The sequence below is a fragment of the Vibrio sp. 2134-1 genome, assembly GCF_033339495.1.
Window position 1 is genome coordinate 1 of the sequence record NZ_JAWOUS010000001.1, and the last position, 25,532, is coordinate 25,532.

At 44.9% G+C, this 25,532-nt stretch carries 23 protein-coding genes; 13 read left to right on the plus strand and 10 right to left on the minus strand.

Annotation, left to right across the window (positions count from 1 at the left end; all coding sequences use genetic code 11):
- Window positions 1–82: 82 nt before the first annotated feature.
- Entirely contained in the window at window positions 83–316 is a 234-nt protein-coding gene (locus R7R78_RS00005; RefSeq protein ID WP_005387662.1) for a TIGR02647 family protein, read from the minus strand.
- Between the two features lie 299 nt (window positions 317–615).
- On the opposite strand from R7R78_RS00005, the gene focA reads away from it, so the two are divergent.
- Entirely contained in the window at window positions 616–1,476 is an 861-nt protein-coding gene (focA, locus tag R7R78_RS00010) for a formate transporter FocA (RefSeq protein WP_225472770.1), read from the plus strand.
- Window positions 1,477–1,561: 85 nt separating this feature from the next.
- Here focA and R7R78_RS00015 read toward each other — a convergent pair whose 3' ends face one another.
- Both R7R78_RS00015 and R7R78_RS00020 read right to left on the minus strand, forming a co-directional pair.
- On the minus strand, window positions 1,562–1,699 hold the full coding sequence (locus R7R78_RS00015; protein WP_005378145.1) for a hypothetical protein: 138 nt from the start codon (window positions 1,697–1,699) through the stop codon (window positions 1,562–1,564).
- 354 nt (window positions 1,700–2,053) lie between these two features.
- Window positions 2,054–2,866, minus strand: a complete 813-nt coding sequence (locus R7R78_RS00020) for an ABC transporter permease (RefSeq protein WP_017634681.1) — start codon at window positions 2,864–2,866, stop codon at window positions 2,054–2,056.
- 462 nt (window positions 2,867–3,328) lie between these two features.
- On the opposite strand from R7R78_RS00020, the gene torE reads away from it, so the two are divergent.
- The 4 genes from torE to R7R78_RS00040 all read left to right on the plus strand — a co-directional run bounded on the left by torE (window position 3,329) and on the right by R7R78_RS00040 (window position 9,170).
- Window positions 3,329–3,508, plus strand: coding sequence for a trimethylamine N-oxide reductase system protein TorE (torE, locus tag R7R78_RS00025; protein ID WP_005378141.1), 180 nt, complete (start codon window positions 3,329–3,331; stop codon window positions 3,506–3,508).
- Window positions 3,509–3,558: 50 nt separating this feature from the next.
- Window positions 3,559–4,743, plus strand: a complete 1,185-nt coding sequence (gene torC, locus R7R78_RS00030; RefSeq protein ID WP_005378139.1) for a pentaheme c-type cytochrome TorC — start codon at window positions 3,559–3,561, stop codon at window positions 4,741–4,743.
- 26 nt (window positions 4,744–4,769) lie between these two features.
- Window positions 4,770–7,232, plus strand: a complete 2,463-nt coding sequence (torA, locus tag R7R78_RS00035; RefSeq protein ID WP_225472772.1) for a trimethylamine-N-oxide reductase TorA — start codon at window positions 4,770–4,772, stop codon at window positions 7,230–7,232.
- Window positions 7,233–7,430: 198 nt separating this feature from the next.
- On the plus strand, window positions 7,431–9,170 hold the full coding sequence (locus R7R78_RS00040; RefSeq protein WP_225472774.1) for a glycoside hydrolase family 36 protein: 1,740 nt from the start codon (window positions 7,431–7,433) through the stop codon (window positions 9,168–9,170).
- Between the two features lie 77 nt (window positions 9,171–9,247).
- Here R7R78_RS00040 and R7R78_RS00045 read toward each other — a convergent pair whose 3' ends face one another.
- Window positions 9,248–10,462: a putative manganese transporter gene (locus R7R78_RS00045; protein ID WP_017820871.1), complete on the minus strand. Its 1,215-nt coding sequence runs from the start codon at window positions 10,460–10,462 to the stop codon at window positions 9,248–9,250.
- Window positions 10,463–10,648: 186 nt separating this feature from the next.
- On the opposite strand from R7R78_RS00045, the gene R7R78_RS00050 reads away from it, so the two are divergent.
- Entirely contained in the window at window positions 10,649–11,554 is a 906-nt protein-coding gene (locus tag R7R78_RS00050) for a manganese-dependent inorganic pyrophosphatase (RefSeq protein WP_017634678.1), read from the plus strand.
- Window positions 11,555–11,622: 68 nt separating this feature from the next.
- Window positions 11,623–12,012 carry a DUF2750 domain-containing protein gene (locus tag R7R78_RS00055; protein WP_005378129.1) on the plus strand — a complete coding sequence of 130 codons (390 nt, stop codon included), beginning with the start codon at window positions 11,623–11,625 and terminating at the stop codon, window positions 12,010–12,012.
- Between the two features lie 81 nt (window positions 12,013–12,093).
- Here R7R78_RS00055 and R7R78_RS00060 read toward each other — a convergent pair whose 3' ends face one another.
- From R7R78_RS00060 to pspF, 6 genes are all read right to left on the minus strand, one after another.
- On the minus strand, window positions 12,094–12,885 hold the full coding sequence (locus R7R78_RS00060; RefSeq protein WP_005393308.1) for an ATP-binding cassette domain-containing protein: 792 nt from the start codon (window positions 12,883–12,885) through the stop codon (window positions 12,094–12,096).
- Entirely contained in the window at window positions 12,882–13,877 is a 996-nt protein-coding gene (locus R7R78_RS00065; RefSeq protein ID WP_005378126.1) for an oligopeptide/dipeptide ABC transporter ATP-binding protein, read from the minus strand. Before R7R78_RS00065 ends, R7R78_RS00060 begins: the two co-directional genes overlap by 4 nt.
- Window positions 13,877–14,764 carry an ABC transporter permease subunit gene (locus R7R78_RS00070; protein WP_005378123.1) on the minus strand — a complete coding sequence of 296 codons (888 nt, stop codon included), beginning with the start codon at window positions 14,762–14,764 and terminating at the stop codon, window positions 13,877–13,879. The genes R7R78_RS00065 and R7R78_RS00070 overlap by 1 nt, the downstream gene beginning before the upstream one ends.
- A complete protein-coding gene (locus R7R78_RS00075) occupies window positions 14,751–15,713 on the minus strand; it encodes an ABC transporter permease (RefSeq protein ID WP_005378122.1) in 963 nt (320 codons plus the stop codon). The genes R7R78_RS00070 and R7R78_RS00075 overlap by 14 nt, the downstream gene beginning before the upstream one ends.
- The gene (sapA, locus tag R7R78_RS00080) at window positions 15,713–17,332 is read right to left on the minus strand and encodes an ABC transporter substrate-binding protein SapA (RefSeq protein ID WP_005387652.1); all 1,620 of its coding nucleotides are present in this window, start codon (window positions 17,330–17,332) and stop codon (window positions 15,713–15,715) included. The genes R7R78_RS00075 and sapA overlap by 1 nt, the downstream gene beginning before the upstream one ends.
- A 205-nt stretch (window positions 17,333–17,537) precedes the next feature.
- Window positions 17,538–18,545 carry a phage shock protein operon transcriptional activator gene (gene pspF / locus R7R78_RS00085; RefSeq protein ID WP_017820869.1) on the minus strand — a complete coding sequence of 336 codons (1,008 nt, stop codon included), beginning with the start codon at window positions 18,543–18,545 and terminating at the stop codon, window positions 17,538–17,540.
- Between the two features lie 232 nt (window positions 18,546–18,777).
- On the opposite strand from pspF, the gene pspA reads away from it, so the two are divergent.
- The 6 genes from pspA (at window position 18,778) to vmeI (ending at window position 25,478) form a co-directional block, all read left to right on the plus strand.
- A complete protein-coding gene (gene pspA, locus R7R78_RS00090) occupies window positions 18,778–19,449 on the plus strand; it encodes a phage shock protein PspA (RefSeq protein WP_005378119.1) in 672 nt (223 codons plus the stop codon).
- A gap of 14 nt (window positions 19,450–19,463) precedes the next feature.
- A complete protein-coding gene (gene pspB, locus R7R78_RS00095; RefSeq protein WP_005378117.1) occupies window positions 19,464–19,697 on the plus strand; it encodes an envelope stress response membrane protein PspB in 234 nt (77 codons plus the stop codon).
- Window positions 19,690–20,079, plus strand: a complete 390-nt coding sequence (gene pspC, locus R7R78_RS00100; protein WP_025766867.1) for an envelope stress response membrane protein PspC — start codon at window positions 19,690–19,692, stop codon at window positions 20,077–20,079. The genes pspB and pspC overlap by 8 nt, the downstream gene beginning before the upstream one ends.
- Window positions 20,080–20,240: 161 nt before the next feature.
- On the plus strand, window positions 20,241–21,272 hold the full coding sequence (locus R7R78_RS00105) for an efflux RND transporter periplasmic adaptor subunit (RefSeq protein WP_054577943.1): 1,032 nt from the start codon (window positions 20,241–20,243) through the stop codon (window positions 21,270–21,272).
- A gap of 1 nt (window position 21,273) precedes the next feature.
- Window positions 21,274–22,371 carry an efflux RND transporter periplasmic adaptor subunit gene (locus R7R78_RS00110; RefSeq protein WP_171344589.1) on the plus strand — a complete coding sequence of 366 codons (1,098 nt, stop codon included), beginning with the start codon at window positions 21,274–21,276 and terminating at the stop codon, window positions 22,369–22,371.
- Window positions 22,368–25,478 (plus strand): efflux RND transporter permease subunit VmeI, encoded by a 3,111-nt coding sequence (gene vmeI, locus R7R78_RS00115; protein WP_225472776.1) that lies wholly within the window; start codon window positions 22,368–22,370, stop codon window positions 25,476–25,478. Before R7R78_RS00110 ends, vmeI begins: the two co-directional genes overlap by 4 nt.
- Window positions 25,479–25,532: the final 54 nt, after the last annotated feature.

Here is a 25,532-nt window from a genome sequence, read left to right on the forward strand (position 1 = left end):
ATTGGCGCTGGACTAAACAAAGGCCCCCTTTTAGGGGGCTCACACAAAGCCACCTTCTTTAGAAGGTGGTAATTTACTCAAATTACACAGACAAAACTCTTAAAATCTTATCTGCATGTTCTGCAACTTCAATGCCTTCGTCTGTTAGATAACCACCGTCAGGCTGTGTACAAAGTTGCTTCTTATATAGACGAGCAACGGCTGCCTGCATTTCTTCTGACGCGTCTGTATGAACTTTAATACCAGTTGCAGCACTACTTAGGTCGAACTGAAGAAGTAGATTCAATTCGGCGATATGTTCAGCTGAATATTTCATAAATGATTCCTTTGCGCTTTTTTTACCAAGCTAGTCTGAAAAGTAGCGTTGGGCAACATTCAACGACAAGAAGTGTTAAGTATGGCGCTATCAGGCTGATATAACGCAGGATCTTTGTTCGAAAGGTCGAATACTTGTTAAGTATCAATGATACTTACGGTAGCGAATGATAGGCGCTATTTATTGCTTTATCTCCCAATAACAACGATTTTAGTAAACACGCCAAATAGCACTTGAAAAAATAGGGAAATAGAGCGATTATCCGCGCCTCTTTAAATGTTTCTAAATGTTACACCAGAATGAACTTTAATCAGTTTGACTCACTATTACCGCCACAAGCTGCGGAACGCGCGGCTGAAGTGGGGGTAGGCAAAGCAACGAAAGCTCCAATCAAATCTTTTCTGCTCGCCATTTCTGCGGGGCTTCATATTGGTATTGCTTTCATCTTCTATACCACAGTAACGACAGGCGCAGGCGAGCTGCCTTGGGGCATTACACGACTCATTGGTGGTCTGGCATTTAGCCTTGGTTTGATTTTGGTGGTGGTTACTGGCGGCGAGCTTTTCACTAGCTCTGTGCTGACACTAGTTGCGCGTGCGAGTGGAAAAATCTCTTGGCAAGCACTTATCAAAAACTGGTTGGTGGTTTATTTTGGCAATATGGTTGGGGCCATTTTGCTCGTGGCCTGTATGCTAGTTACCAAGCAATATATGTTTGATCATGGCCAAGTTGGTCTCAACGCGATGGCGATCTCCCAACACAAATTACATCATGGTTTCTTTGCTGCTGTTGCGCTTGGCATCATGTGTAACGTATTAGTTTGTATTGCAGTTTGGATGACGTTTAGTGGGCGAACATTGACAGATAAAATAGCGGTCATGATTTTGCCTGTGGCTATGTTCGTGTCGGCAGGTTTTGAGCACTGTATTGCGAATATGTTCCAAGTACCTATGGCGATTGGTATTAAGTACTTTGCGCCAGAAGCGTTTTGGCAAATGACAGGGGCAGATATTGCAAACTATGCGGACTTAAACATGATGGGGTTCATCGTAAACAACCTAATTCCTGTTACGATAGGAAACATTATTGGTGGTGGCGTATTTGTTGGCACGTGGTATTGGATGATTTATCTACGCGATGAAGATAACCATTTGCGATAAGTTTAGAAGATCACAAGAAAGGCGAACCAGATGGTTCGCCTTTCTTTTTACTTGTCTCTGCAAGTGTCAAATAAGTCGAGTCATGCTAAATCAACTCTTCGTTGATGCCAAAATCGGTTGGGAGCCAATGAGAAGTTACTTCCTTTGGTTCTTGAACGAGCCAATCCAGAGGTGCATCGGACAGGAGTTCATCGTAATTTTCTTTGATCATTAAGACATCCATGTACGTCTCTCCAAGTTTGTGGTCACTGCCTTTACTTTAAAATTAGAACATGTCAGTCACGTGATCAATGCATGAAGATTAGATTGATCACTTATGTTGCTATGTTTCTGGTTGCGTATGGGTTTTGGGGGCTTATCCACATTTTCTGTGGATAACCTGTATCAAAGATCGTGCGTATCTAAACTTGCAAAGAAAATTTCATAAAATTAGAGGCTTATATCAAAAAGAATTCTGCCTGACTTTTCATCTGAAAGCGTCTTGATGAGTGCTCGAAGAATAGTTGAGTTATTCAGTTATAAGTACGTTCGACTTGGCAACACAAGTTGTTTAACGGGCTTTACCCACAAGCGCCAACTAACCGTGAGTTTTGGTCGATTCGGGTTGCTCGATTTTTATCTTGATTCGGCCTTCTTTGGTTTGTACCCAGCGCAATGTCATTTCTAACGTTATGGTTACGGAGGCACTCAACATAACGAAAATAGCCAGCATAATTACTAACTGGTATTTAATCGCAACCATCGGGCTCGCGCCACCTAGAATTTGACCGGTCATCATACCCGGTAAGGTAACCAGCCCTGTAGTGGCCATAGAAGCTAAAGTCGGGGCAAGGGACTTTCTAAGAGCCTCCTGAATGAAGGGGAAGGATGCGTAGCGAGGAGAGGCTCCAAGTGAGATTGCAGCCTCATATTCTGCTTGTCTCTGCTCAAAAGCCGTAAACAAATTCTGAAGAGCGATGATATTACTACTCAAGCTGTTACCCAATAACATACCAGCAAGTGGGATCATGTACTGCGCATTGTAAATAGGGGATGGTTGCACTAAGCCTGCTGTAATTGCTATCAGAAGTGGTATTAGACCACAGGTAAGGCCCGTTAGTAGCGGAAGCATAAGTGGCTTTTTAGGTAAGTGAGCTTTTCCCGCAATTGAGCTGGCACCAATCAGTAGCATGATGGCAAGCCAAAGTATATTGACAAGTAAGCTGTTTAATTGAAAAAGATATTCTAAATACACGCCAATCAATATGAGCTGAAGTGTCATTCGGATAACACTGATTATCGTGTCTTTTGCTATCCCTAATTTGTAGCGGGCATTGATAAAAAAGGGGACCAATAAAATCAAACCAAACAGTGCCAGTTTGACCCAGCTTATATCCACCACGTTATCCATAATCGCTCCTTGAAAGTACGCGAATAATTGTATCTAAGCCTCTCCTTTATATGAACCACTACGTGCACTTTTTGCTGTTCTTAAAGTAAATCTTGAGTGCTATTTTCGACATTAATACGCAGCATTTTGTTTACAAACGGTTATCTTTTTCGGAGTTTTTAAGTCGATTTATGGCATGGTAATTACGATTTAAATGTGATCGATGTTTCTTAAATGTTGGTTATTTAACAACTCCTTAAAAGACTTATTTTGTCACATCTGTTCATGTTTTTTAATAAATAACATCAATCCATCATATCTCTGGATGAGCTCAAAAAAGTGTTGAATTACAAGGTCTGAGGTCGCTTATTTGATTGAACCCTACTATTAGTATGGTCTAACATTTTCCATTAGAGATTGTAAAAAACTTAAGCTTGGTTACGCGGGCTTTTCAATAACACTAGATACAAAATAGGCAAATGTATGAGTGATGTTAATAAAATTGAGAGTGGTGAAAAACGCTCCCTGGAGTGGAAGTCGTTCCTCTTCATTGCAGTTGTTCTCTTCCCAATTCTGAGTGTGGCCTTTGTTGGCGGCTACGGGTTCATCGTTTGGATGTTGCAAGTCTTCTTCTTTGGGCCTCCAGGCGCACACGGCATGTAAGCCAGTGCGCTCATAACCACACTTTTGAAAAGATTTTAAGAGAGCAAATAATGAAATCATTAATCATTAAACTGTGGCGTACCATGACGCGCCCAGCTGTACATATCAGCCTAGGTGTGCTGACTATGGGCGGCTTTATTGCTGGTGTTATCTTTTGGGGTGGCTTTAACACCGCTCTAGAAGCAACCAACACAGAAGAATTCTGTATTAGTTGTCACACAATGCGTGACAACGTATACGTTGAGCTACAAGAAACGGTGCACTGGAAAAACCACTCTGGTGTTCGTGCTACCTGTCCTGATTGTCACGTTCCACATAACTGGACAGATAAGATCGCTCGTAAGATGCAAGCTTCTAAAGAAGTATTTGCACAAGTATTTGGCAACTACGACGAACCGGGTGTGTTCGAAGAGCGTCGTATCGAACTTGCTAAACACGAATGGGATCGTTTCTCGGCAAACAAATCTCTGGAGTGTAAAAACTGTCACAACTATGAATCGATGGATTTCGAGCAAATGTCTCCTACGGCTCGTATCCAAATGAAGCAAGCCGCTGAGAAAGATCAAAGCTGTGTTGACTGTCACAAGGGTATTGCGCACAACCTACCAGCAGGCATGGACAGCATTGGCGGTATCGTGGGTGATCTAGAGGGTATGACTTCTAACACGGATTACGGCGTTGGTCAGCAACTCGTGAGCGTTCGTCACCTACCAATTTACTTTGATGCGCAAGGCAGTAAAGAAGCTGGTCTTCTTAATCCTGCATCGACCGTTAAAGTTCTTGAAGACAAAGGCGAGTTTGTTGAGATCGAAATTGACGGTTGGCGCAAAGCAAAAGGTTTTGGTCGTGTAATTCAAGAAGACTTCGGTAAGAACATTGCGACTGCGTCTCTGATGAAAGAAGCAGCAACAGACAGCAACATTGTGACGACTGGTGAGAAAAAAGTGGATGAGCTAACAGGCCTTCCTTGGGAAAAAGTAGCGGCGAAAGTATGGATTAAGAAAGAGTCTATGCTGAACGACATCAATCCTGTTTGGGAAAAATCTCGTGAAGCCTACAAGACCAATTGTTCTGTATGTCACACTCAACCTGCGGAAGCGCACTTCGACGCGAACACCTGGCCAGGTATGTTCGACGGTATGTTGGCGTTCGTTAACCTAGATACAGACAGTGAAGCACTGATCTTGAAGTATCTACAGAAACACTCTTCAGATTATGCTGAAGGTCACCACTAATAAGCGTCGGATTGGAGTAATTTTAAATGGCTATTACACGAAGAAGTTTTCTTAAAGGTGTAGCAACCACAAGTGCAGCGTCAGTAATTGGTCCTAGCTTATTGGCGTCCGCCTCTGCAAATGCCGTTGAGACGACAGGTACTTGGAAAGTAACCGGTTCTCACTGGGGCGCGTTCCGCGCCCACATCTACGCGGGTAAAGTTCAAGAGATCAAGCCGCTAGAGCTAGACAAAAACCCAACAGAAATGTTGAACGGTATCAAGGGCATTATTTACAGCCCTTCACGTGTGCGTTACCCAATGGTTCGTCTAGATTGGTTGAAGAAACATAAATACAGCGCAGATACGCGTGGTAACAACCGTTTCATTCGAGTAACTTGGGATGAAGCGCTAGACTTGTTCTACCGCGAACTAGAACGTATTCAAAAAGACTACGGTCCATGGGCGCTACACGCAGGTCAAACGGGTTGGAACCAAACAGGTTCATTCAACAACTGTACCGCGCACATGCAACGTGCAGTAGGTATGCACGGCAACTTCATCACGAAAGTAGGTGACTACTCGACGGGTGCAGGTCAAACCATTATGCCTTACGTACTTGGTTCAACCGAAGTTTACGCACAAGGTACGTCTTGGTCTGAAATCCTAGAGAACTCTGACAACATCGTTCTCTGGGCTAACGACCCAGTGAAAAACCTTCAAGTAGGTTGGAACTGTGAAACGCATGAGTCGTTCAAGTACCTAGCACAACTAAAAGAAAAAGTAGCGAAAGGTGAGATCAACGTTCTATCTGTAGACCCAGTGAAGAACAAGACTCAGCGCTACTTAGAGAACGATCACTTGTACATCAACCCGCTGACAGACGTAGCATTCATGCTTGCTGTGGCGCACGTGCTGTACAACGAAGATTTGTACGATAAGAAGTTCATTGATACTTACTGTCTAGGCTTTGAAGAGTTCATTCAATACGTTCAAGGTAAGACAAAAGATAAAGTAGAGAAAACACCAGAGTGGGCTGCGGCTATCTGTGGCGTGAAAGCGGACAAGATTCGCGAATTCGCGCGTATGCTAGTAAGTGGTCGTACACAGATCCTGATGGGTTGGTGTATCCAGCGTCAAGAGCACGGTGAGCAGCCATACTGGGCAGCGGCTGTGGTTGCTGCAATGGTTGGTCAAATCGGTCTACCTGGCGGTGGTATCTCTTACGGTCACCACTACTCAAGTATCGGTGTACCTTCAACTGGTTTCGCTGGCCCTGGTGGTTTCCCTCGCAACCTTGACCAAGGTATGAAGCCGAAGTGGGACAACAACGACTTTAACGGTTACAGCCGTACTATCCCAGTTGCACGTTGGATCGACTGTCTGCTTGAGCCAGGCAAAGAGATCAACTACAACGGCGGTAAAGTGAAACTGCCAGACTTCAAGATGATGGTGATCTCGGGTTGTAACCCATGGCACCACCATCAAGATCGTAACCGCATGAAGAAAGCGTTCCGCAAACTTCAAACGGTTGTAACGATCGAGTTTGCTTGGACTGCGACATGTCGTTTCTCAGATATCGTTCTACCGGCGTGTACGCAATGGGAACGTAACGACATCGACGTATACGGTTCATACTCGAACAAAGGTCTGATTGCGATGCATCGCCTCGTTGATCCATTGTTCCAATCTAAGCCTGATTTCCAAATCATGAGTGAACTCACTCAGCGTTTTGGTCGCCGCGAAGAATACACTCGTGGTATGAGTGAGATGGAATGGATCGAAAGCCTTTACAACGATTGTAAAAAAGCGAACGAAGGTAAGTTTGAAATGCCAGAATTCAACGAGTTCTGGGAGAAGAGCGTACTAGACTTCGGTGAAGGTAAACCTTGGGTTCGTCATGCGGACTTCCGTAAAGACCCTGAGCTGAATCCACTAGGTACGCCGTCTGGCTTCATCGAGATCACGTCTCGTAAGATCGGCCGTTACGGTTACGAACACTGTCAAGAGCACCCAATGTGGTTCGAAAAATCAGAGCGTTCACACGGTGGTCCTGGTTCAGATAAATACCCATTCTGGTTGCAGTCTTGCCACCCTGATAAGCGTCTGCACTCTCAAATGTGTGAGTCTGAAGAGTTCCGCGCGACTTACGCGGTACAAGGTCGTGAGCCGGTTTACATCAACCCAGCGGATGCCAAAGCAAAAGGCATCAAAGATGGTGATTTGGTACGTGTATTCAACGGTCGTGGTCAGCTGTTAGCTGGTGCTGTTTTGACTGACAGCTACCCACGTGGCGTTGTTCGTATCGAAGAAGGTGCATGGTACGGTCCTCTAAACGAGAAAGAGGGCGCAATCTGTACCTACGGTGATCCTAACACGCTGACGCAAGACATCGGTTCTTCTGAGCTTGCACAGGCGACTTCTGCGAACACATGTATCGTAGACTTCGAGAAGTTCACAGGTAAAGTGCCGCCAGTCACTTCATTTGGTGGTCCGATCGAAGTTGCTTAATTAGTGCAGTTTGCATAAATCGAAATACCAGCCTCAGGGCTGGTATTTTTTTATCAAAATTTCAGTGAGCGTTGTCTCAATAGTAACTTCATAACGTTAAACAAGACTGGTATTCGTGATGATGGTAACGAATTGGGTGAGACAAGCAGGAGATAATGCGCCAAGCTAAACAATAATAATTAAGTGAGTAGACTCTTTATGGCTCAGAGCATTCAATTAGCAAATCACACTGAGATCACTGTGAATAACAATGACTTCCAAGTTGAAGTCAAGGGTAATCAATTACATTTTTCTTTTGCCGGTCTTCACAATAAAACCTTTACCGACCGTGAAGTGTTATTCGAAATGCCGTTTTTGTACGAGCACGAGGCCAACGTAATTGGGGATGGTTTTCAAATGTTGGCGCAAACGGCGGGAACGATCAATCACCCCGTTGATATTGGTCGCTGCCCAGACAATAATCCTTCTTATCGAATCTACCCTAAAGATGCCCCTAAGCGTTATTACAACTATTTAGTGGTGGAAGGTTCAGCGGGCTACACATTATTTGGCTTCACATCATGTCATCGCTTTGCAGGCTATTTTGATGTTGTGCTGCGTGATGGGCATTGGGTTTTATCAGCCGCAATTGATGGTGAGTTGACTCAAGTGGCGGATTGGGAAAGTAATCAACTTGAGTCCGTGGCGGTACTCTGCGGTCAATCGCTGTCCGAGCTTTATCAAACCTATGGCGAGATGATTGCAAAGCATCATCCTGTTCGCCAAGGTGTGACACAAGATGCGCCTGTTGGCTGGTGTTCGTGGTACGCGTACTACGCAGACGTGACAGAGCAAAACATCATGCAGAACGTAGATTGCATGCAAGATAAGCTCGAAGACCTAGAGTGGGTACTTCTGGATGATGGCTATCAAGCCTTTATGGGCGATTGGTTAATCCCATCGGATAAGTTTTCTGGTGGCGTAAAAGAGCTCATTCATAATATCCGTGCAAAAGGAAAAAAGCCTGCAATTTGGATGGCGCCTTTCATTGCACAGCCTGAGTCGGAGATCTTCAAACAGCATCCAGATTGGTTTGTTCGCCACAAGGATGGTGGCTTACTTAAAGCAGAAGATGTCACATACGGTGGTTGGCGATGCACGCCTTGGTACATTCTCGATACTTCAAACCCTGAAGTGCAAGATCACCTAACTCATGTGGTCTCTGTTATGCGTCAAGAGTGGGGCGTTGAGCTATTCAAATTAGACGCAAACTACTGGGGCACGTTAAAAGGTAAACGAAGCCAACCGGGTGTCACCGGTGTAGAAGCCTACCGCATGGGTATGGAAGCGATCGCTAAAGGGGCAGGGGATGCATGGCTGTTAGGCTGTAACGCGCCAATGTGGCCATCTCTGGGACTTGTGGATGCAATGCGTGTTTCTGACGATGTAGAGCGTCATAGTCGTCGATTCGAGCAGATAGCCAAAGAAACCTTTTACCGTAGTTGGCAGCATCGAAAATTGTGGCAAATTGACCCGGATTGCGCCACGTTCACTTCATTAGCTAATCAATCTGCATCCAGAGAAGAGTATGAATTTCATCGCACGGTGTTATTAGCGAGTGGTGGTTTGCTGCTGTCTGGTGACCCGCTCCCTGAGATTACGCCGTTTGCTAAGAAGACACTGTCTAAGCTCATGTTACGTCAACAACGTAACCAACAATCTGCAAAGTTTACCGCTTTGAGTTTAAATCACGCGTTTTTAAAACTAACGACGAAGAATGACCTCCATTGTTTGTTTAATTATGCGAGTTACGGAGCGATGGAATTTACGCTGACGTCTGATCAACCGGTGGACTGGTATGATTACTGGACAGGGGAAAAGCTAAACCAAGAACCTTGCCAGTTGTTAATGGTGAGCGTGGATAAAGGGCTCAATGCGAAAGCGATCGTTACAGCATAGCGTGAAGTAAATCGCCCAATACCGAGATCAAGAAAGGAGCCTATTGCGGCTCCTTTCTCGTTTTGATGCTCTGGGCGTTAGAACTCGAATAAAAAGTAATACCCGTATCCAACAATAAACGCAGGAATGGACGAATAAATTGTCGCGACCAAAGCAGCTTTCGGTGCCATTGCAATGGCGGGGAATAGGGCGTCACCATCGTTAGAAATCGCATTGGCCAGTTGCGCAGAAAGTGGCGCTGCACCAGAAATGTATAGGCTAGTGACTAAAATTTGCGGTCCGCAACCAGGCAACATACCAATGGCTAGGCCAGCTAATGGCATCCAAATTCCCCAATGAGAAAAGGTTTCTACAAGGTCGAGTCCAGAAAAATAGGTCGTCAGTTCAAACGCCAGAAACGCCACGATCACCCAAGCACTGACGAAATTCGTATCTTGTGCTGCTTTTTGAATCGGGTGTGAGTCCACGATTTTTTCATCTTCAGAGACCGTTGACTGATAATCGCCGAGCTCTTTTGTCATAGCCCACAACGACATTGTGATCACCGCGAAGATAGCGCCCAGCCATTCAATGGTATTGGCCTGCAAAGACAACAGCTGATTAATATCGATTTGGAAAGACATTAACACAGCAACGACACTAGCAGGCACAATAAGCCATTTCCAAAATGCGCCTTGTAGATTGATTGCACGTTGTTCAAGGGGTGTGTGTCGGTCTGTCTGGTGTTGGCAACAAGCATGTGTCTGAGGTGCTTCTTTTGGTTCTGGTCGCAGAAAGTTATCAGCATGAAAAGCATTAACGACTAACCCTGAAAGAGTACCCACGATAATGCCTAATCCAACCACGCCTAATCCAACACTTGGTTTGGCGGCCAGAAGTAAAAAGGCAGCGTCACCCATTGTTGAAGTAAGTACCGCGACAATCGCACCAAATCCTACTCGGCCACTAATAAATTGCGTTGTCACAACAATAGCGCCACCACAGCCAGGCAAAGCACCCAACAAAGAAGCAAAGAAAACCTGATGATTACGCGAGCGATGATATAGCTCGGTAATTCGATTGGTTTTCGACATAAAGTTTGAAAGATAATGATAAATAGCCAATGTGGCAGCAACATAGCATGACACCGCCCAGAATGAGTCGGATAGCGTCTGTACGGCTACGTCACGTGTATTTTCATTGCCTAGCAAAATGAGCATGACGATAGGGATCAGCAATCGCTTATAAGCTAAACGAAACTGAGTAGGCTGAAACAACTGTTGTGCAGAGTGTAATAATTGGGTCGCGTTCATCGTTTACTCAAATGCAAATAGGAATAATTATCATTATATGTAAATGAGATTTATTCGCAATAGCATTGTGAACTTTTCTTCGTGTCAAACTCTCTGAAATCAGGTAAAGTATCGGCCTTTGTGAGCAAACACGCCCTAATTAACTGTATTAGGCGGCGTATAAAATTGACTTGAATAGGAAGAAACATGATTCTAGTTGTAGGTCATAAGAACCCAGACAGTGACAGTATTTGTAGTGCACTCGTTGCAACTGAACTTCTAAAAGCGCGTGGCGTTGAAGCTATGCCAATTCGCCAAGGCGAAATCAACCGTGAAACTCAGCACATCCTAGAAGTTGCTGGCGCTGAAGTTCCTGAGCTTCGCACATCAGTTGCGGGTGAGACCGTTTGGCTAGTAGATTACTCAGATCTAGCACAAGCACCAGACGATATCGCAGAAGCTGAAATTGCGGGTATTGTTGACCACCACCGTCTAGGTGACGTGATGACAGTAAACCCAATGGAAGCATGGATCTGGCCTGTTGGTTGTACCAACACTGTTCTATTCAACATGTTCAAGATTGAAGGTCACGCGATTACTCCACAAATTGCTAAGCTAATGATGTCAGCAATTCTATCTGACACAGTAGGTTTTGCTTCTCCAACTTGTACACAAAAAGACAAAGATGCCGTTGCTGAACTAGCGGCAATCGCAGACGTACAAGATGTTGACGCGTTCACTAAAGATCTTCTAATTGCTAAAACAAACATCGAAGGTCTATCAGCGGCTGAGCTTGTTGAGAAAGACCTTAAAGGTTACCCATTCAACGGTCGTGACGTAGTGGTTGGTCAAGTTGAACTTGCAACTCTTGAGCAAGTTGACGGTATGATCGAAGCACTAGAAGCAGACCTAGAATCTCGTTGTGAGAAAGATAACCTAGCGTTCGCTGCTGTAATGCTAACAGACATCACGACTGCTCAAACTCGTCTTCTATACAAAGGTGAGTGGGCTGAGAAGCTTGTTAAGCACGAAAAAGACGGCATGCTAATGATGGAAAACACGCTAAGCCGTAAGAAGCAAGGTTGGCCTTGGCTTCAAACTGAGCTAGCTTAATTTTCTAGCATATACTTTAAATGCCCGCCTAGCTGCGGGCATTTTTCTATGGGAAATAGGAGACGAATATGTCTGAGCAACTGACCCAAGAGCAGATGGATACCATTAATCGCTACAACGAAGAGCAACGTTTAAAGTACTGCGTAAAAGAGATTGTGGCGAATCGTAAGGTTTGGATTCTGAAAGACGAACATGGCTGTGTCATGTTAAATACAGAAGATGATGATTGTGTACCAGTATGGCCAAACGAAGAGTTCGCTTTGCAATGGGCGAATGGTGATTGGGAAGATTGCGAGCCTGAGGCGATCTCTTTAAACAAGTGGCACAGCCGTTGGACCTCTGGTCTAGAGGATGACGAGCTATCGATTGTTGTATTCCCAAATCAAAATGAAGAAGGGGTCGTATTGTTTCCTGACGAGTTTGATTTTGAACTGCGCAAACAAGCGAGCCGCCGTTAGTTTTTTGATTAGTACCCATGCAATAAAGAAGCCTGCGTTAAAGCAGGCTTCTTTACATTTGCACGATTACATCTTTGATAACTATTTTGTTTGATGGCTTGGCGCTTTATAAAAGTGGCTTTCGACTAGTCGTTGAGTAATAGGATGCTCGGGATGAGTCAGTACTTGGTTGGTCTCGCCAAACTCGACCACTTCACCTTCATGCATCACCATCACTTTATCAGTAATATGCTTAACAATGCCAATGTGCTGAGACACGTACACAAATGACAATCCCATCTCTTCTTGCAACTCGAGGAATAAGTTAATGATCTGCGAGCGCATTGCCATATCCAAACCGTTTAACGCCTCATCAGCGACAATGATGGAAGGTTGAAGAATAAGTGCACGAGCCAAACACACGCGCTGTTTTTGACCGGCAGCTAGCATTTGTGGATAAAAATAGGCGTGCTCAGGCAGCAATCCTACGCGGAGTAGGGTGTTCTTTACACGCTGCATGCGCGCATCTGGCGGCATGTTGGTATTTCGCTTTAGCGGACCTTCTAAAATACGACCAATCTGGATTCGTGGGTTTAACGATGTGTTTGGATCTTGGAAAATCATGCGGATGAGCTTGCAGCGTGTCGCGTAATCTTTGTGCTCCAATCGTTCGCCATTCACACGGATCTCTCCGGAGCTTGGTTCAACAACGCCAGCAAGCATACGAGCTAGTGTGGATTTTCCTGACCCGTTTTGACCAATAAAACCAATAGTTTGTCCTGGCTCTAAAGTAAAGCTTACCGGTTTAACTGCCTCATTAACCTGACGTTTGAACAGACGGGAGCGCGTAACAAATTGCTTCGATAAATTATCGACTTCAAGTAACGCACTCATGACTTTTTCTCCGTGTTCAATGGAAAGTGGCAGTTAAATTTATGATTCTTAATTCGTCTGGTGTGTGGAATTTCTACACATTGTTTCTGCGCATATGGGCAACGTGGTCCGAGGCGACAACCGATAGGCAGATGCTGCAATGGCGGAATCGAGCCCGGTAGGGATTGGAGTTTTTGCTTGTGTGGTACCCAATCATTAAAGTCAGGCATCGCTTTAAGCAAGGCATCGGTGTACGGGTGCTTGGGTGCCGCAATGATTTTACTGGTATCGGCAGACTCCACCGACTGACCACAATACATTACCGTAATACGTCCTGCCCACTGTGTTATGGTCGCTAAGTCGTGGCCGATAAGCAAAATGGTTGTGTTATTAAGTTGGTTCATGCGGCTCAACAGACGCAAAATTTGCGATTGGGTAATCGGGTCTAAGTCGTTGGTTGGTTCATCTGCTATCAGCAATTTAGGTTTGGTCGCAATCGCCATGGCAATCATGACCTTTTGACACTCACCATCAGTCAGTTCATAAGGGTAGCTACCCATTAAACGCTTGTGATCTTTAATACCCACTTTATGCAAAAGCGCGATGGCCTGTTTTTTACGCCATTTAAATCGCTCCCACCATTTCCCTTCAAATGCGCGAGATGGAATGGATTCAATCAATTGACGCCCGACTTCCTCTGAAGGGTCAAGACAAGTTGAAGGCTCTTGGAAAATCATCGCAATATCACGAGCAATGACGCGCCGACGCTCTTTTGGTGTAAGCTGAAGCAAGTCAATATTGCCAAGGCGCATACGGTCTGCGGTGATGCGCCAGTTATCTTTACTTACCCCGACAATCGCTTTTGCAACTAAGCTTTTCCCTGAACCAGACTCACCTACAAGACCACGAATTTCGCCTTCATTCAAAGTTAGGCTCATTCGGTCCACGGCTTTGACCAACCCTTGAGGGGTTTCGATCTCAATGGTCAAATGTCGAATATCTAACAACGGCATTATTCGATCCCCGCATTAAGCGCTTGACGTACACCTTCACCTACTAAGTTTAGGGTAATAACAGTAAACATGATGGTCAGGCCGGGTAGGGTCACTGTCCAAGGTGCAATATAAATAAGCTCGACAGAGTCACCTAATATTGCTCCCCACTCGGTGCTTGGGGCCTGTGCGCCTAGGCCAAGAAACCCCAGTGCCGTAATATCTAAAATCGCAGCAGAGAGCGCGAGTGTGATTTCAGCGGCAATGACCGTCAGAATGTTAGGAAGAATTGAACTCCACAGTAAGTAGAAATCATTAGCGCCATCAAGGCGTGCTGCCATTATGTAGTCTTTTTCAACTTCGGTGTGGACTGCGATATAAACGGAGCGAATAAAACGCGGAATCAAAGCCAAGCAGATCGCGAGTAAAATATTGAACCCACCAAAGCCGAGAAATGCCACAAAAATGATTGCTAATAAGAGCGACGGGATCGACATGACGGTATCGAGCAAGTGGTTGAGAGTACTCGACAGTAAGCCTTTCGTCATACCTGCCAATACGCCAATTAAACAGCCTACAACGGCAGCAATTGCGGTGATGGCGACAGCAGCGCCAAATGTTAGCTGAGAGCCCATAATCAGGCGCGAAAGAATATCTCTACCTAAGTCATCGGTCCCCAAAAAGTAATCAACCGTTCCTGCTGGGGCCCATGATGGCGGCACAAGCAACTCACCTGACTGTGCTTGGGCGTCAAATGGTGCAAGTAGGGGGGCAAAAATGGTAATAAGGACGATAAACACCAAGCACCACAAGCCAAACATGGCTAGTCCGTTGGCGCGGTAGCTTCGCCAAAAACGCTCAAACTGTGTTGGAATGCGCTCTTCCTGATAAACGTTATTTGTTAGCATACCATTCCTTTCGAACTAAAGGGTTAATCATCGCGCCAATCAAATCCGAGAGAATGTTAGCGGTAAGAACCAAAGTCGCAAGTACCATCACGCCAGCTTGGATAGATGCATAGTCTTGGCTTGCCAGCGCATCTAAAAGCCAACGACCAATACCTGGCCAGTTAAAAATAGACTCCGTGATGATAGCTAAGGTAATCATACTCGAAAGTTGAACACCAACTTTGGGAATGATAGGCGGTATCGCATTCCGCAATACATGTTGAGTTACGATTTCGCGGTTAGAAAGACCTTTGATTCTCGCTGCACGGATGTAGTTTTGGCTCATCACTTCCGCTACCGAGGAGCGCATTAGTCCGACAACCTGGGTGGTTGGAGCCAAAGCGAGCACCAAACATGGCAGCACCATATGCTCAATAACGCTTTGCAGTGCGTGAGCGCGGTATTCGCCTTTCGCCATGAATGCGTCGATAATGGCAAAACCGGTTACATGATCAATTTCGTAAAGTAAATCATACCGTCCCGCAACGGGAAAGAGTTGGTATTCCAATGAAAAGACCATGATAAGTAAAAGAGCTACCCAAAAGATTGGGGCGGAATAACCAGACATTGACATGAATGAAATGCTGGTATCGAGCCATTTACCTTGCTTCATCCCAGCCACGGTTCCAAGTGGAATACCGATCAAAAGGGACACCAAAAAGGCAAAGAAACACAATTCCAAAGTGGCTGGGAATACAACGGCGAGCTCGTCGTAAATCGCATTGCCGTTTTTACTTATGCCAAAATCGAGTTGAGAAAGGTTGATTAAGTAAGTTTGCCAGCCAGACCAAAAATCAACGTTTGCCCAGTGCGAGAGAGGGTCAAGGCGCAGCAGAGAAAAGCCCACTAATGTAAGGATCATCAAAGTGATGATAAATAGGTTAAAGCGTCGAACGGTATACCAAAACATCAGTGAATTCTCTCAACTCTATCAAACGGTTGGGCATTGAAAGGGCTTGATTTGAAGCCTGTCAGCGATTTGTCGTGCACACGGAACTGCACGCCATGCGCCAGAGGAATAACCGGGAACTCTTGATTCAAAATGTTCTGTGCTTGGCGATATAGGTTCAAACGGTAACGCGGTTCTTGAGTTTCTAACGCCAAATCGAGCAAGAAATCGAAGTCATCGTTACACCACATGGACACGTTAAGGCCAACGCGGTCAGACTCGCAAGATAATAAAGGGCGGAAAAAGTTGTCAGGATCCCCGGTATCACCAATCCAACCTGTTAAAAGTAAATCGATATCGTTGATGTTCTCCAAATCCACACGTTCAAACCTATCATCGGTCAGTAGCGTTAATTTAACCCCAATATCGGCAAAATTCGCTTGGATTAACTCCGCAGTCTTACGAGGGCTTGGGTTAAAAGCACGTGGTTCAAGTGGTACCCACATGGTCAATTCTAGGCCGTCTTCGTAGCCTGCATCTCGAAGTAGTGCCAATGCATAATTCCGGTCATAACGAATTTTTACGCTGTCTTTTTGATAAGCCCATGAATTAGGTGGTAGCAAGGTATAAGCTTGGGAGCCAGTTCCGTAGTAAACCGAATCTAAAATATTTTGACGGTTGATCGCTAAGTTAAGAGCTTGGCGAACTCGAGCATCACTCAGCGCGGTGGTTTCTGTGTTTATCGCAATAAAGGAAACGTTGTTAGCTGGTGTAGCCGTCAGCTCAAGGTTGTCATTTTCTTGAATGACAGGTATTTGGCTCGAAATAGGTGAAGAGAGTACGTCACACTCGTTTCTTAAAAGTTTAGCTAATGTACCCGTGCCTCTGTGAGAGATATCGAACACCACTTGTTCCATTTTTGCTGGTGACTTCCAGTAATTAGAATGACGCTCTAATCGAATCAAATCGTTCACTTGGTACTCTTTTAATTGATAAGGGCCGGTACCGATAGGAAGTTGGTCGATTTCTTCTTTATGATCTTTTGCAGCCAATTGCTGTCCATACTCCGCAGACAAGATAACCGCATGGCTGGTGGCAATATTGGCCAAGAAAGAAAAGTTTGGCTGAGATAACGTAAACCTTACCGTATGCTCATCTATTGCAACCACGTCTTGGAGTAGGTTTTGAAAATCTAACCCTGCAAACCATGGATAAAAACCACCACCTACTTGGTGAAAAGGATGGTCTACATCGATGATTCGCTTGAAGCTAAATACCACATCTTTTGCATTCAATGGGCGAGTGGGTGTGAACCAAGGCGTGGTTTGGAATTGAACACCACGTTTAAGCTTAAACGTGTATTCCGTCCCTGATTCATTTACTGACCAACTCTCGGCGATGCTTGCCACGGGCTGATGTGATTTAGGATCGAGCGTGAGCAGCGTATCGTACAGCTGCGGGCTCAGAGCCTCTGCGGTAATACCGCTATCAATAAGCTGAGGGTTAAACGTGGTCGGCTTACCTTGTCCGCAAAACACAAAGCCAGCTTTGCGAATATCATTGTGGTCAATTTCATCGCCACAAGCGGTCAGTAGGCTAATCCCAATAAGGCTCAGCGATAATCTTATAAAAGCATTCATAATATGAAATGTTCATTGGATCTTGCTCGTTTCGTTTGATCTTACTCTTTCAAAGCTAACAAGCGAAAATGATCTCGCTAATTTATCACCTTTGTGAACTCGCTCCAAACATAAAATCCATACACTGTAAGGTGTTATGCCATAAATGCATGCGAATTAGAGCGCAGTCACGAGCTCGTGTATTGATTGAGTACTCTCGGTCAAGTTAGCTTTGTCCGACCAAACCATATTTTCTAACCATCCCTCGTAATTGGTGATAGCTCAAGCCAAGTAGCTCGGCTGCTTGTCGTTGATTAAACTTGGCTTCTTCCAATGCACGATTGAGTAAATGGATATCTTGTTCCTCTTGCCATTGTTTATAGTCTAGAGGGAATTGGATGGTGTTGCTTGATGCTTCCTCTTCTTGTTGTTCTGCTTGTTTTGCACTATGGCCAAGCGCGCTGTGCCAAACCGTTTCAAAAGGATTGAAAACCAGTTCATCAATTGGGTGAGCATTCAGACCATGTTGGTAAATCGCACGTTCAATCACGTTTTTTAGTTCGCGGACGTTACCGGGCCATTCATATTCAATAAGCGACTGCTGCGCTTTTGGGGTAAAACCGACAAAGTATTCCAGTTGCAGTTCACGACACATTTTCATCGCGTAGTGCTCTGCTAAAGAGAGAATGTCTTCTTTGCGCTCGCGAAGAGGGGGTAACATAATGACATCGAAGGCTAGCCTGTCGAGCAGATCTGCACGAAAATCACCTTGCTCTGCCAATTTTGGTAGGTCGGCATTGGTTGCACAAACAAGTCGAACATCCGCATTGAGAGCGGTATGACCGCCAACTCGCTCATATTCACCATATTCAATGACACGTAATAGCTTTTCTTGAACTAAAAGTGGTGCGGTTGCCAGTTCGTCAAGGAACAAAGTACCGCCCTCGGCACGCTCGAAACGCCCTTTATGCTTACCTTTAGAGCCCGTGAAGGAGCCGGATTCATGTCCAAACAATTCGGAATCTATTAGCCCTTCGCTTAATGTCGCACAGTTGAGTGATAGTAGTGGTTTATCCCAACGTCTTGATAAATAATGCAAACGCTGAGCGATGAGTTCTTTACCCGTACCTCGTTCACCAATGATGAGGACAGGGCGCTCAATGGGTGCAAGTTGTGATACTTTATCTAGTACAGCGAGAAAAGCAGGTGATTCACCAATCAGGTTTTGCTTCATAAAGTCCTTCTTATTTAACAGCCGAGCCATGATTTAGAGATAGAGTTGGTAAATTTCACCAACAGTTGGTGAAAAACATCATAGCACAATAGTGTGTAACGACAATAAAATGAATAACGCTCTGATTTAAAAGAAAATTATAAGTTGGCACGTTACTTGTTATATATTCAGGGAGACACAAGGTTAATCACCACCTTGTCGAGTTTTAATAGGAAAAAAGAGGAGTTCCGTTATGGGTATTTTTTCTCGATTTGCAGATATCGTTAACTCAAACATCAGTGCATTACTGGACAAGGCGGAAGATCCTGAAAAAATGATCCGTCTTATCATTCAAGAAATGGAAGACACACTTGTTGAAGTGCGTACTAACTCGGCTAAAGCGATTGCAGACAAGAAAGAGTTGGCTCGTAAGGTTGAAACGTTAGAAGAGCAAATTGGCGAATGGGGCCAAAAAGCGAGCTTAGCATTAGTTAAAGAGCGTGAAGATCTAGCTCGTGCAGCGTTAATTGAAAAGCAAAAGCTAGAGCAAGTGATTAAAGGCCTCCACACTGAGCAAACCTTAGTGGAAGAAACGATCGATAAGCTTACTGGCGAGATTGGTAAGTTGGAAAGCAAAATTGCTGAAACGCGCGCAAAACAGCAAGCACTAGCAATTCGTAACCAAACTGCATCTAACCGTCGTGATGTGCAAAAACACCTGCACACTAGCCGTACTAATGAAGCGATGGCGAAATTTGAGCAATACTCACGTAAAGTGGATGAAATGGAAGCGGAAGCAGACCTGTATGCTCAAACCGGTAATGCTAAATCGCTAGAACAAGAGTTTGCAGAGTTGCAGGCACAAGACGAAATTGAAAAAGAGTTGGCAAAACTGAAAGAACAGATGTCATCGAAAGATAAATAAGAAAGGAGCCATTTATGTCGGCATTTTTTATAGCAGGACCAGTGATTGTCTTTTTAATCTTTGTCGCTCCACTATGGCTCTTCTTACACTATCGCAGCAAACGCAAAACAGATAGTGCACTGTCGAGCCAGGATTTAGAGCGCCTTCAGGTACTATCTGAAAAAGCGGAAGCGATGCAGTCCCGAGTTGATACATTGGAGCGCATCTTGGATGCTGAGTCACCAACATGGAGACGCAAGTATGAATAATCGAGAACTGTATCGTGACCCAGTAAATGGCAAAATCTCCGGTGTTTGCGCCGGAATTGCCAACTACTTTGGTGCAGAAGTTTGGTTGATTCGTATTGTAGTGATTTCTGCAGCGCTGTTAGGTGGTACGTTTTTGGTATTGTTAGCGTACATCGCGATGGCGTTTATGTTAGAAAAGCAACCAGTAACGTATTCTGAAAATATCAGAGCTCAGCAAGAGCATACGCTCAAAAGTAAGCCTTGGCAGAAAGGGCAAAGCCCTGATCAACTGCTCAGTGTGTTGGAAAGGGATTTTGACCGTCTTGATGGCAAAATTCGTAACATGGAAGCTTATGTTACGTCTGATACATATAGGGTGAACAGAGAATTCAGTAAGCTCTAGGCATTTTGTATCCAAAGAAGATTTAACTGAAGCAGGCATAAAGCCTGCTTTTTTATCACAAATTACTAATTTTAAAGCACTATTAATCTTTTCTGCTCTGGAAGTTCGTTCAAAATTCATCTACTTTAAAAATAATCCCCCAATTTTTATGGATGAATGTAATGAGAAAATTGCTCATTCCTATTGCCATCTCGGCTGTCTTGTCGGGGTGCGGTAAAGAACTTCCTCCTGTTCCTGAACCTGAATCGCGCCCTGCGAAGCTATTTACAGTATCTGTTGGCAATGCCCAGTTTGAGCGACATTTTCCTGCCACGACGGAAGCTGGCGATAGAGCAGTACTGACATTTCGAGTTCCTGGGCTTCTTCAAACGATAGAAGTGAATGAAGGTCAAGTCGTCAGTAAAGGTGATGTTTTGGCGTCATTAAACCCAGATGAATATTCTCTGCTCGAACAGCAAGCTCGGGCAAATTTTTTGCTCGCAGATGTGCAATACAAGCGATACCAAAAGCTACGTAAAGACCAAGTAGTATCTGAGCAAGATTTTGATGAGGCAAAAGCGAATCACAACTCGGCAAAAGCTCAATGGAATCAAGCAAAGGCAAACTTAAGGTATACCAAACTTGTCGCGCCATATGATGGCACCATTTCGTACATTCCAGCAGAAAACCATGAATATGTTGCCGCGAAAGAAGGGGTGATGAATATTCAGTCCAACCAACTCCTCAAAGTGATATTCCAAATCCCAGACTATCTTCTAAATCGTTACACGCAGGGGAGCGATGTCTCTGCCAGAATGATATTTGATGCGTTCCCCGAGCGAGCCTTTGATTTAACCTTTCAGGAAATCGATACAGAAGCCGATCCTAAAACAGGCAGTTACAAAGTCACGATGGTCATGGAACGGCCAGCAGAAATAGGCCTTTTGCCGGGAATGTCTGGCAATGCTTACCTCCTGTCCAAAAGTGCAGGAGCGACAAAGATTCCTAACTCTGCGCTGCTAGTAGAGAACGGCAAAACATACGTTTGGCGTGTCGATGAGCAAGGCATTGTGTCCAAAGCCGCAATTGAGATGAATGACAAAAATCAAGTGTTAGCTGGGCTTAACGATGGCGACCAAATCATTATCTCGGGTGTCAGTGTAATTGAACCCGGAATTAAGGTAAGAGCGTGGATTAAGGAAAGAGGGTTGTAATATGAAAGGAATCATCTCTCTAGCGACTTTACTTTCAACGCTTTTTCTCGTTGGCTGTGGGGATAAGGCGCCAGAAAAAGAGCTCGAAACGCCACGAGTTAGAGTTACGTCATTAGCGGGAAACAAGGTGGACGACAACTTGTACTTCCCTGCGGTTGCGAATGCAGCGGATCGCTCTCATTTGAGCTTCAGAGTGGCAGGAGAAGTCAGCCGCATCATGGTAAAAGAGGGCGACAAAGTCACGAAGGGTGATGTTATTGCAACGCTAGATCCCACGGACTATGAGTTGGATGTAGATAATGCGAGTGCGCGTTTTTCTGTTGTCGACAGTCAGTATCGCCGCTCACGCCCTTTGGTTGATAAAGGCCTATTAGCTAAGTCTCAGTTTGATGAAATTGCAGCACAACGACAAATCGCCTTAGCAGAGCTTCAGTTAGCCAAACTTCGTCTATCATTTACTGCCTTAAAAGCGCCCGTGGATGGGATTATTTCGCGAGTTAATATCGACCAATTCGAAAATGTTCAAGTCGGACAGCATATCGTTAATATTCACAGCTTGGAGCGAGTCGAAGTGTTGATTCAGCTTCCAGACCGCCTCTATGTGAACCAACCGCCAACGGAAGAAAGACTCACCGCGATCAAAGCATTGGTGCGCGTGCCCAGCGGTAACGAATATAACGCGACGGTAAAAGAATTTACAACCGAACCCGACCCAACAACAGGTACGTTTACTGTCACACTGTCGCTTCCTATGCCGGAAGAAGAGTACATCCTAGATGGGATGGCTGTTGAAGTAACGTCTAAAGACGAGAATGTTGGGCTTGATCTAAACCTAGGAATTAATGTCCCTATCGAAGCCATTTTTAATGCGGATGGTGACGAGTTGGGGCGCGAAAACAAATTTGTTTGGGTACTGAATGGCGACAATACGGTATCGCGCAAACAGGTGCGAGCAGGTAAGGCATCTAAAACGTCCATTCAAATCCTTGATGGTCTCATGCTCAAAGACAAAGTTGTGATTGCCGGTGTTTCTCGATTAAGGGATGGCATGAAAGTGGAAGTGATACAGGAAATGGCTATGCAGGAGGCTGGTCTATGAGCGACCTTAATAAATCAGTGCCTCAAAGTGATGATGATGTGACCGGTATTGCTGCGTACTTCATCCGAAATCGCGTCATCAGTTGGATGGTCGCACTGATATTTTTGATTGGTGGTATCGCCGCATTCTTTGGTTTAGGGCGTCTTGAGGACCCTGCTTTTACTATTAAAGATGCGATGGTAGTGACCTCTTACCCTGGTGCGACACCGCAACAAGTCGAAGAAGAAGTGACGTACCCAATCGAAAAAGCGATTCAGCAGCTTACTTATGTTGATGAAGTGAATTCGATTTCTAGCCGAGGATTATCGCAAATCACGGTCACGATGAAGAACAATTATGGCCCTGATGATCTGCCACAAATCTGGGATGAGTTACGCCGTAAAGTGAACGACCTTAAAGGGACGTTGCCTCCAGGTGTGAATGAACCTCAAGTGATCGATGATTTTGGTGATGTTTACGGGATTTTGTTAGCGGTGACTGGCGACGGTTATAGCTATAAAGAGCTACTGGATTACGTCGATTACTTACGCCGAGAGCTCGAACTGGTTGATGGCGTGAGTAAAGTTTCGGTATCTGGGCAACAGCAAGAGCAAGTGTTCATCGAAGTATCGATGAAAAAATTGAGCAGTATAGGTCTTGCTCCGGATACCGTGTTTAATCTTCTTTCGACGCAAAACGTAGTTTCTGACGCAGGAGCGATCAGAATTGGTGATGAGTACATCAGAATTCAGCCGACTGGCGAGTTCCAGAGTGTGGATGAGCTAGGCGATTTGTTGATTACTGAGTCGGGTGCTCAGGGGCTCATCTTCTTGAAAGATGTGGCGGAAATAAAACGTGGTTACGTAGAAGTCCCGAATAATATTATTAATTTTAACGGAAGTCTTGCACTAAACGTCGGCGTTTCTTTTGCTGAAGGCGTCAACGTCGTTGAAGTCGGAAAAGCATTTGATCATCGCCTTGCCGAGCTAAAGTACCAGCAACCTGTCGGTATCGAAATTTCGGAAATCTATAGTCAGCCGAAAGAAGTGGATAAATCGGTTAGCGGTTTTGTTGTGAGCTTGGCTCAAGCTGTCGGTATCGTCATTATCGTACTTCTGTTCTTTATGGGGCTACGTTCTGGGCTACTAATCGGTTTAATCTTGCTGCTGACGGTGCTGGGTACGTTCATTTTCATGAAGTATCTCGCGATAGATTTACAGCGGATTTCATTAGGTGCCTTGGTTATCGCGTTAGGTATGCTGGTGGACAATGCCATCGTTGTGGTTGAGGGGATTTTGATTGGTACTCAAAAAGGGCGAACTCGACTCCAAGCAGCGACCGACATTGTTACCCAAACCAAGTGGCCATTACTTGGGGCAACTGTGATTGCGGTAACTGCATTTGCGCCAATTGGACTGTCTGAAGACTCGACGGGCGAATACTGTGGCACTTTATTTACGGTTCTGCTGATCTCTTTAATGTTGAGCTGGTTTACCGCTATCTCGTTGACACCATTCTTTGCTGACATCTTCTTTAAAGGCCAGAAGATTAAACAAGGTGAAGGGGAAGAAAATGATCCATATAACGGGGTTATTTTCGTTATTTATAAAAAGTTTCTTCAGTTTTGTATGCGTCGTGCTTGGTTTACCGTTGTGGTGCTGATTGCGGGATTAGCGGCAAGTGTTTACGGGTTCACCTTTGTGAAGCAAGCGTTTTTCCCATCTTCGACAACGCCGATTTTTCAGTTAGATGTATGGATGCCAGAAGGAACTGATATTCGAGCAACCAACACAACGCTTAAAGAGTTAGAAAGTTGGTTAGCTAAGCATGAGCATGTTGACCATATCACGACGACCGCGGGTAAAGGCTTACAGCGCTTCATGTTAACGTACGCGCCAGAGAAAAGTTATGCGGCTTATGGTGAGATAACCACTCGTATGGAAAACTACGAAGCGTTAAAACCATTAATGGCGAAGTTTCGAGAGTATTTAAAAGCCAACTACCCAGAAATCAATTACAAGCTCAAACAGATCGAGTTAGGCCCTGGTGGTGGTGCAAAAATTGAAGCGCGGATTATTGGTTCAGATCCAACCGTCCTTCGTACGATAGCCGCTCAGGTCAAGGACATCATGTACGCCGATCCTCAGGCAACAAATATCAGGCATGATTGGCGTGAACGAACCCAAGTTCTTGAACCGCAGTTTAACGAGAGTCAGGCACGTCGCTATGGCATTACAAAATCAGATGTCGATGACTTCTTGTCCATGTCATTCTCTGGAATGACGATAGGCCTTTACCGAGACGGCACTACGCTCATGCCTATCGTGGCTCGCTTACCTGAAGATGAACGTATTGATATTCGTAACATTGAAGGCATGAAAATATGGAGTCCAGCACAGAGTGAGTTTATCCCACTTCAACAAGTCACAATGGGTTACGACATGCGTTGGGAGGATCCTATCATCGTACGTAAGAACCGTAAGCGTATGCTCACTGTGATGGCAGACCCTGATATTCTAGGTGAAGAAACCGCATCGACGTTGCAAAAACGTTTACAGCCCCAAATCGAAGCGATTCAAATGCCTCCTGGCTATTCACTAGAGTGGGGTGGTGAATACGAATCTTCTGGTGATGCTCAAGAGTCGCTGTTTACTACCATGCCAATGGGGTACTTGTTCATGTTCTTGATCACTGTATTCCTATTTAACTCTATCAAAGAGCCACTCATTGTTTGGCTTACCGTGCCGCTGGCGTTAATTGGTGTCACTACCGGTTTGTTGGCGCTCAACACGCCGTTTGGTTTTATGGCATTGCTCGGCTTCTTAAGCTTATCGGGAATGGTGCTCAAAAATGGCATCGTATTACTGGACCAAATTGAAATTGAAATGAAGTCCGGTAAAGAGGCTTATGACGCGGTTGTTGATGCTGCGGTAAGTCGCGTCCGTCCCGTTTGTATGGCTGCTATCACGACGATCCTTGGTATGATCCCACTGTTGCCAGATATTTTCTTCAAACCAATGGCGGTTACGATTATGTTTGGTTTGGGTTTTGCGACAGTCCTGACACTGATTGTCGTGCCAGTGTTGTATCGTTTGTTCCATAAAGTGGCAGTACCGAAACAGGCTTAGTGCTACTGATATAAAGATGAAAAGTATTGCGCCTCTAGCTCATCAGTTAGAGGC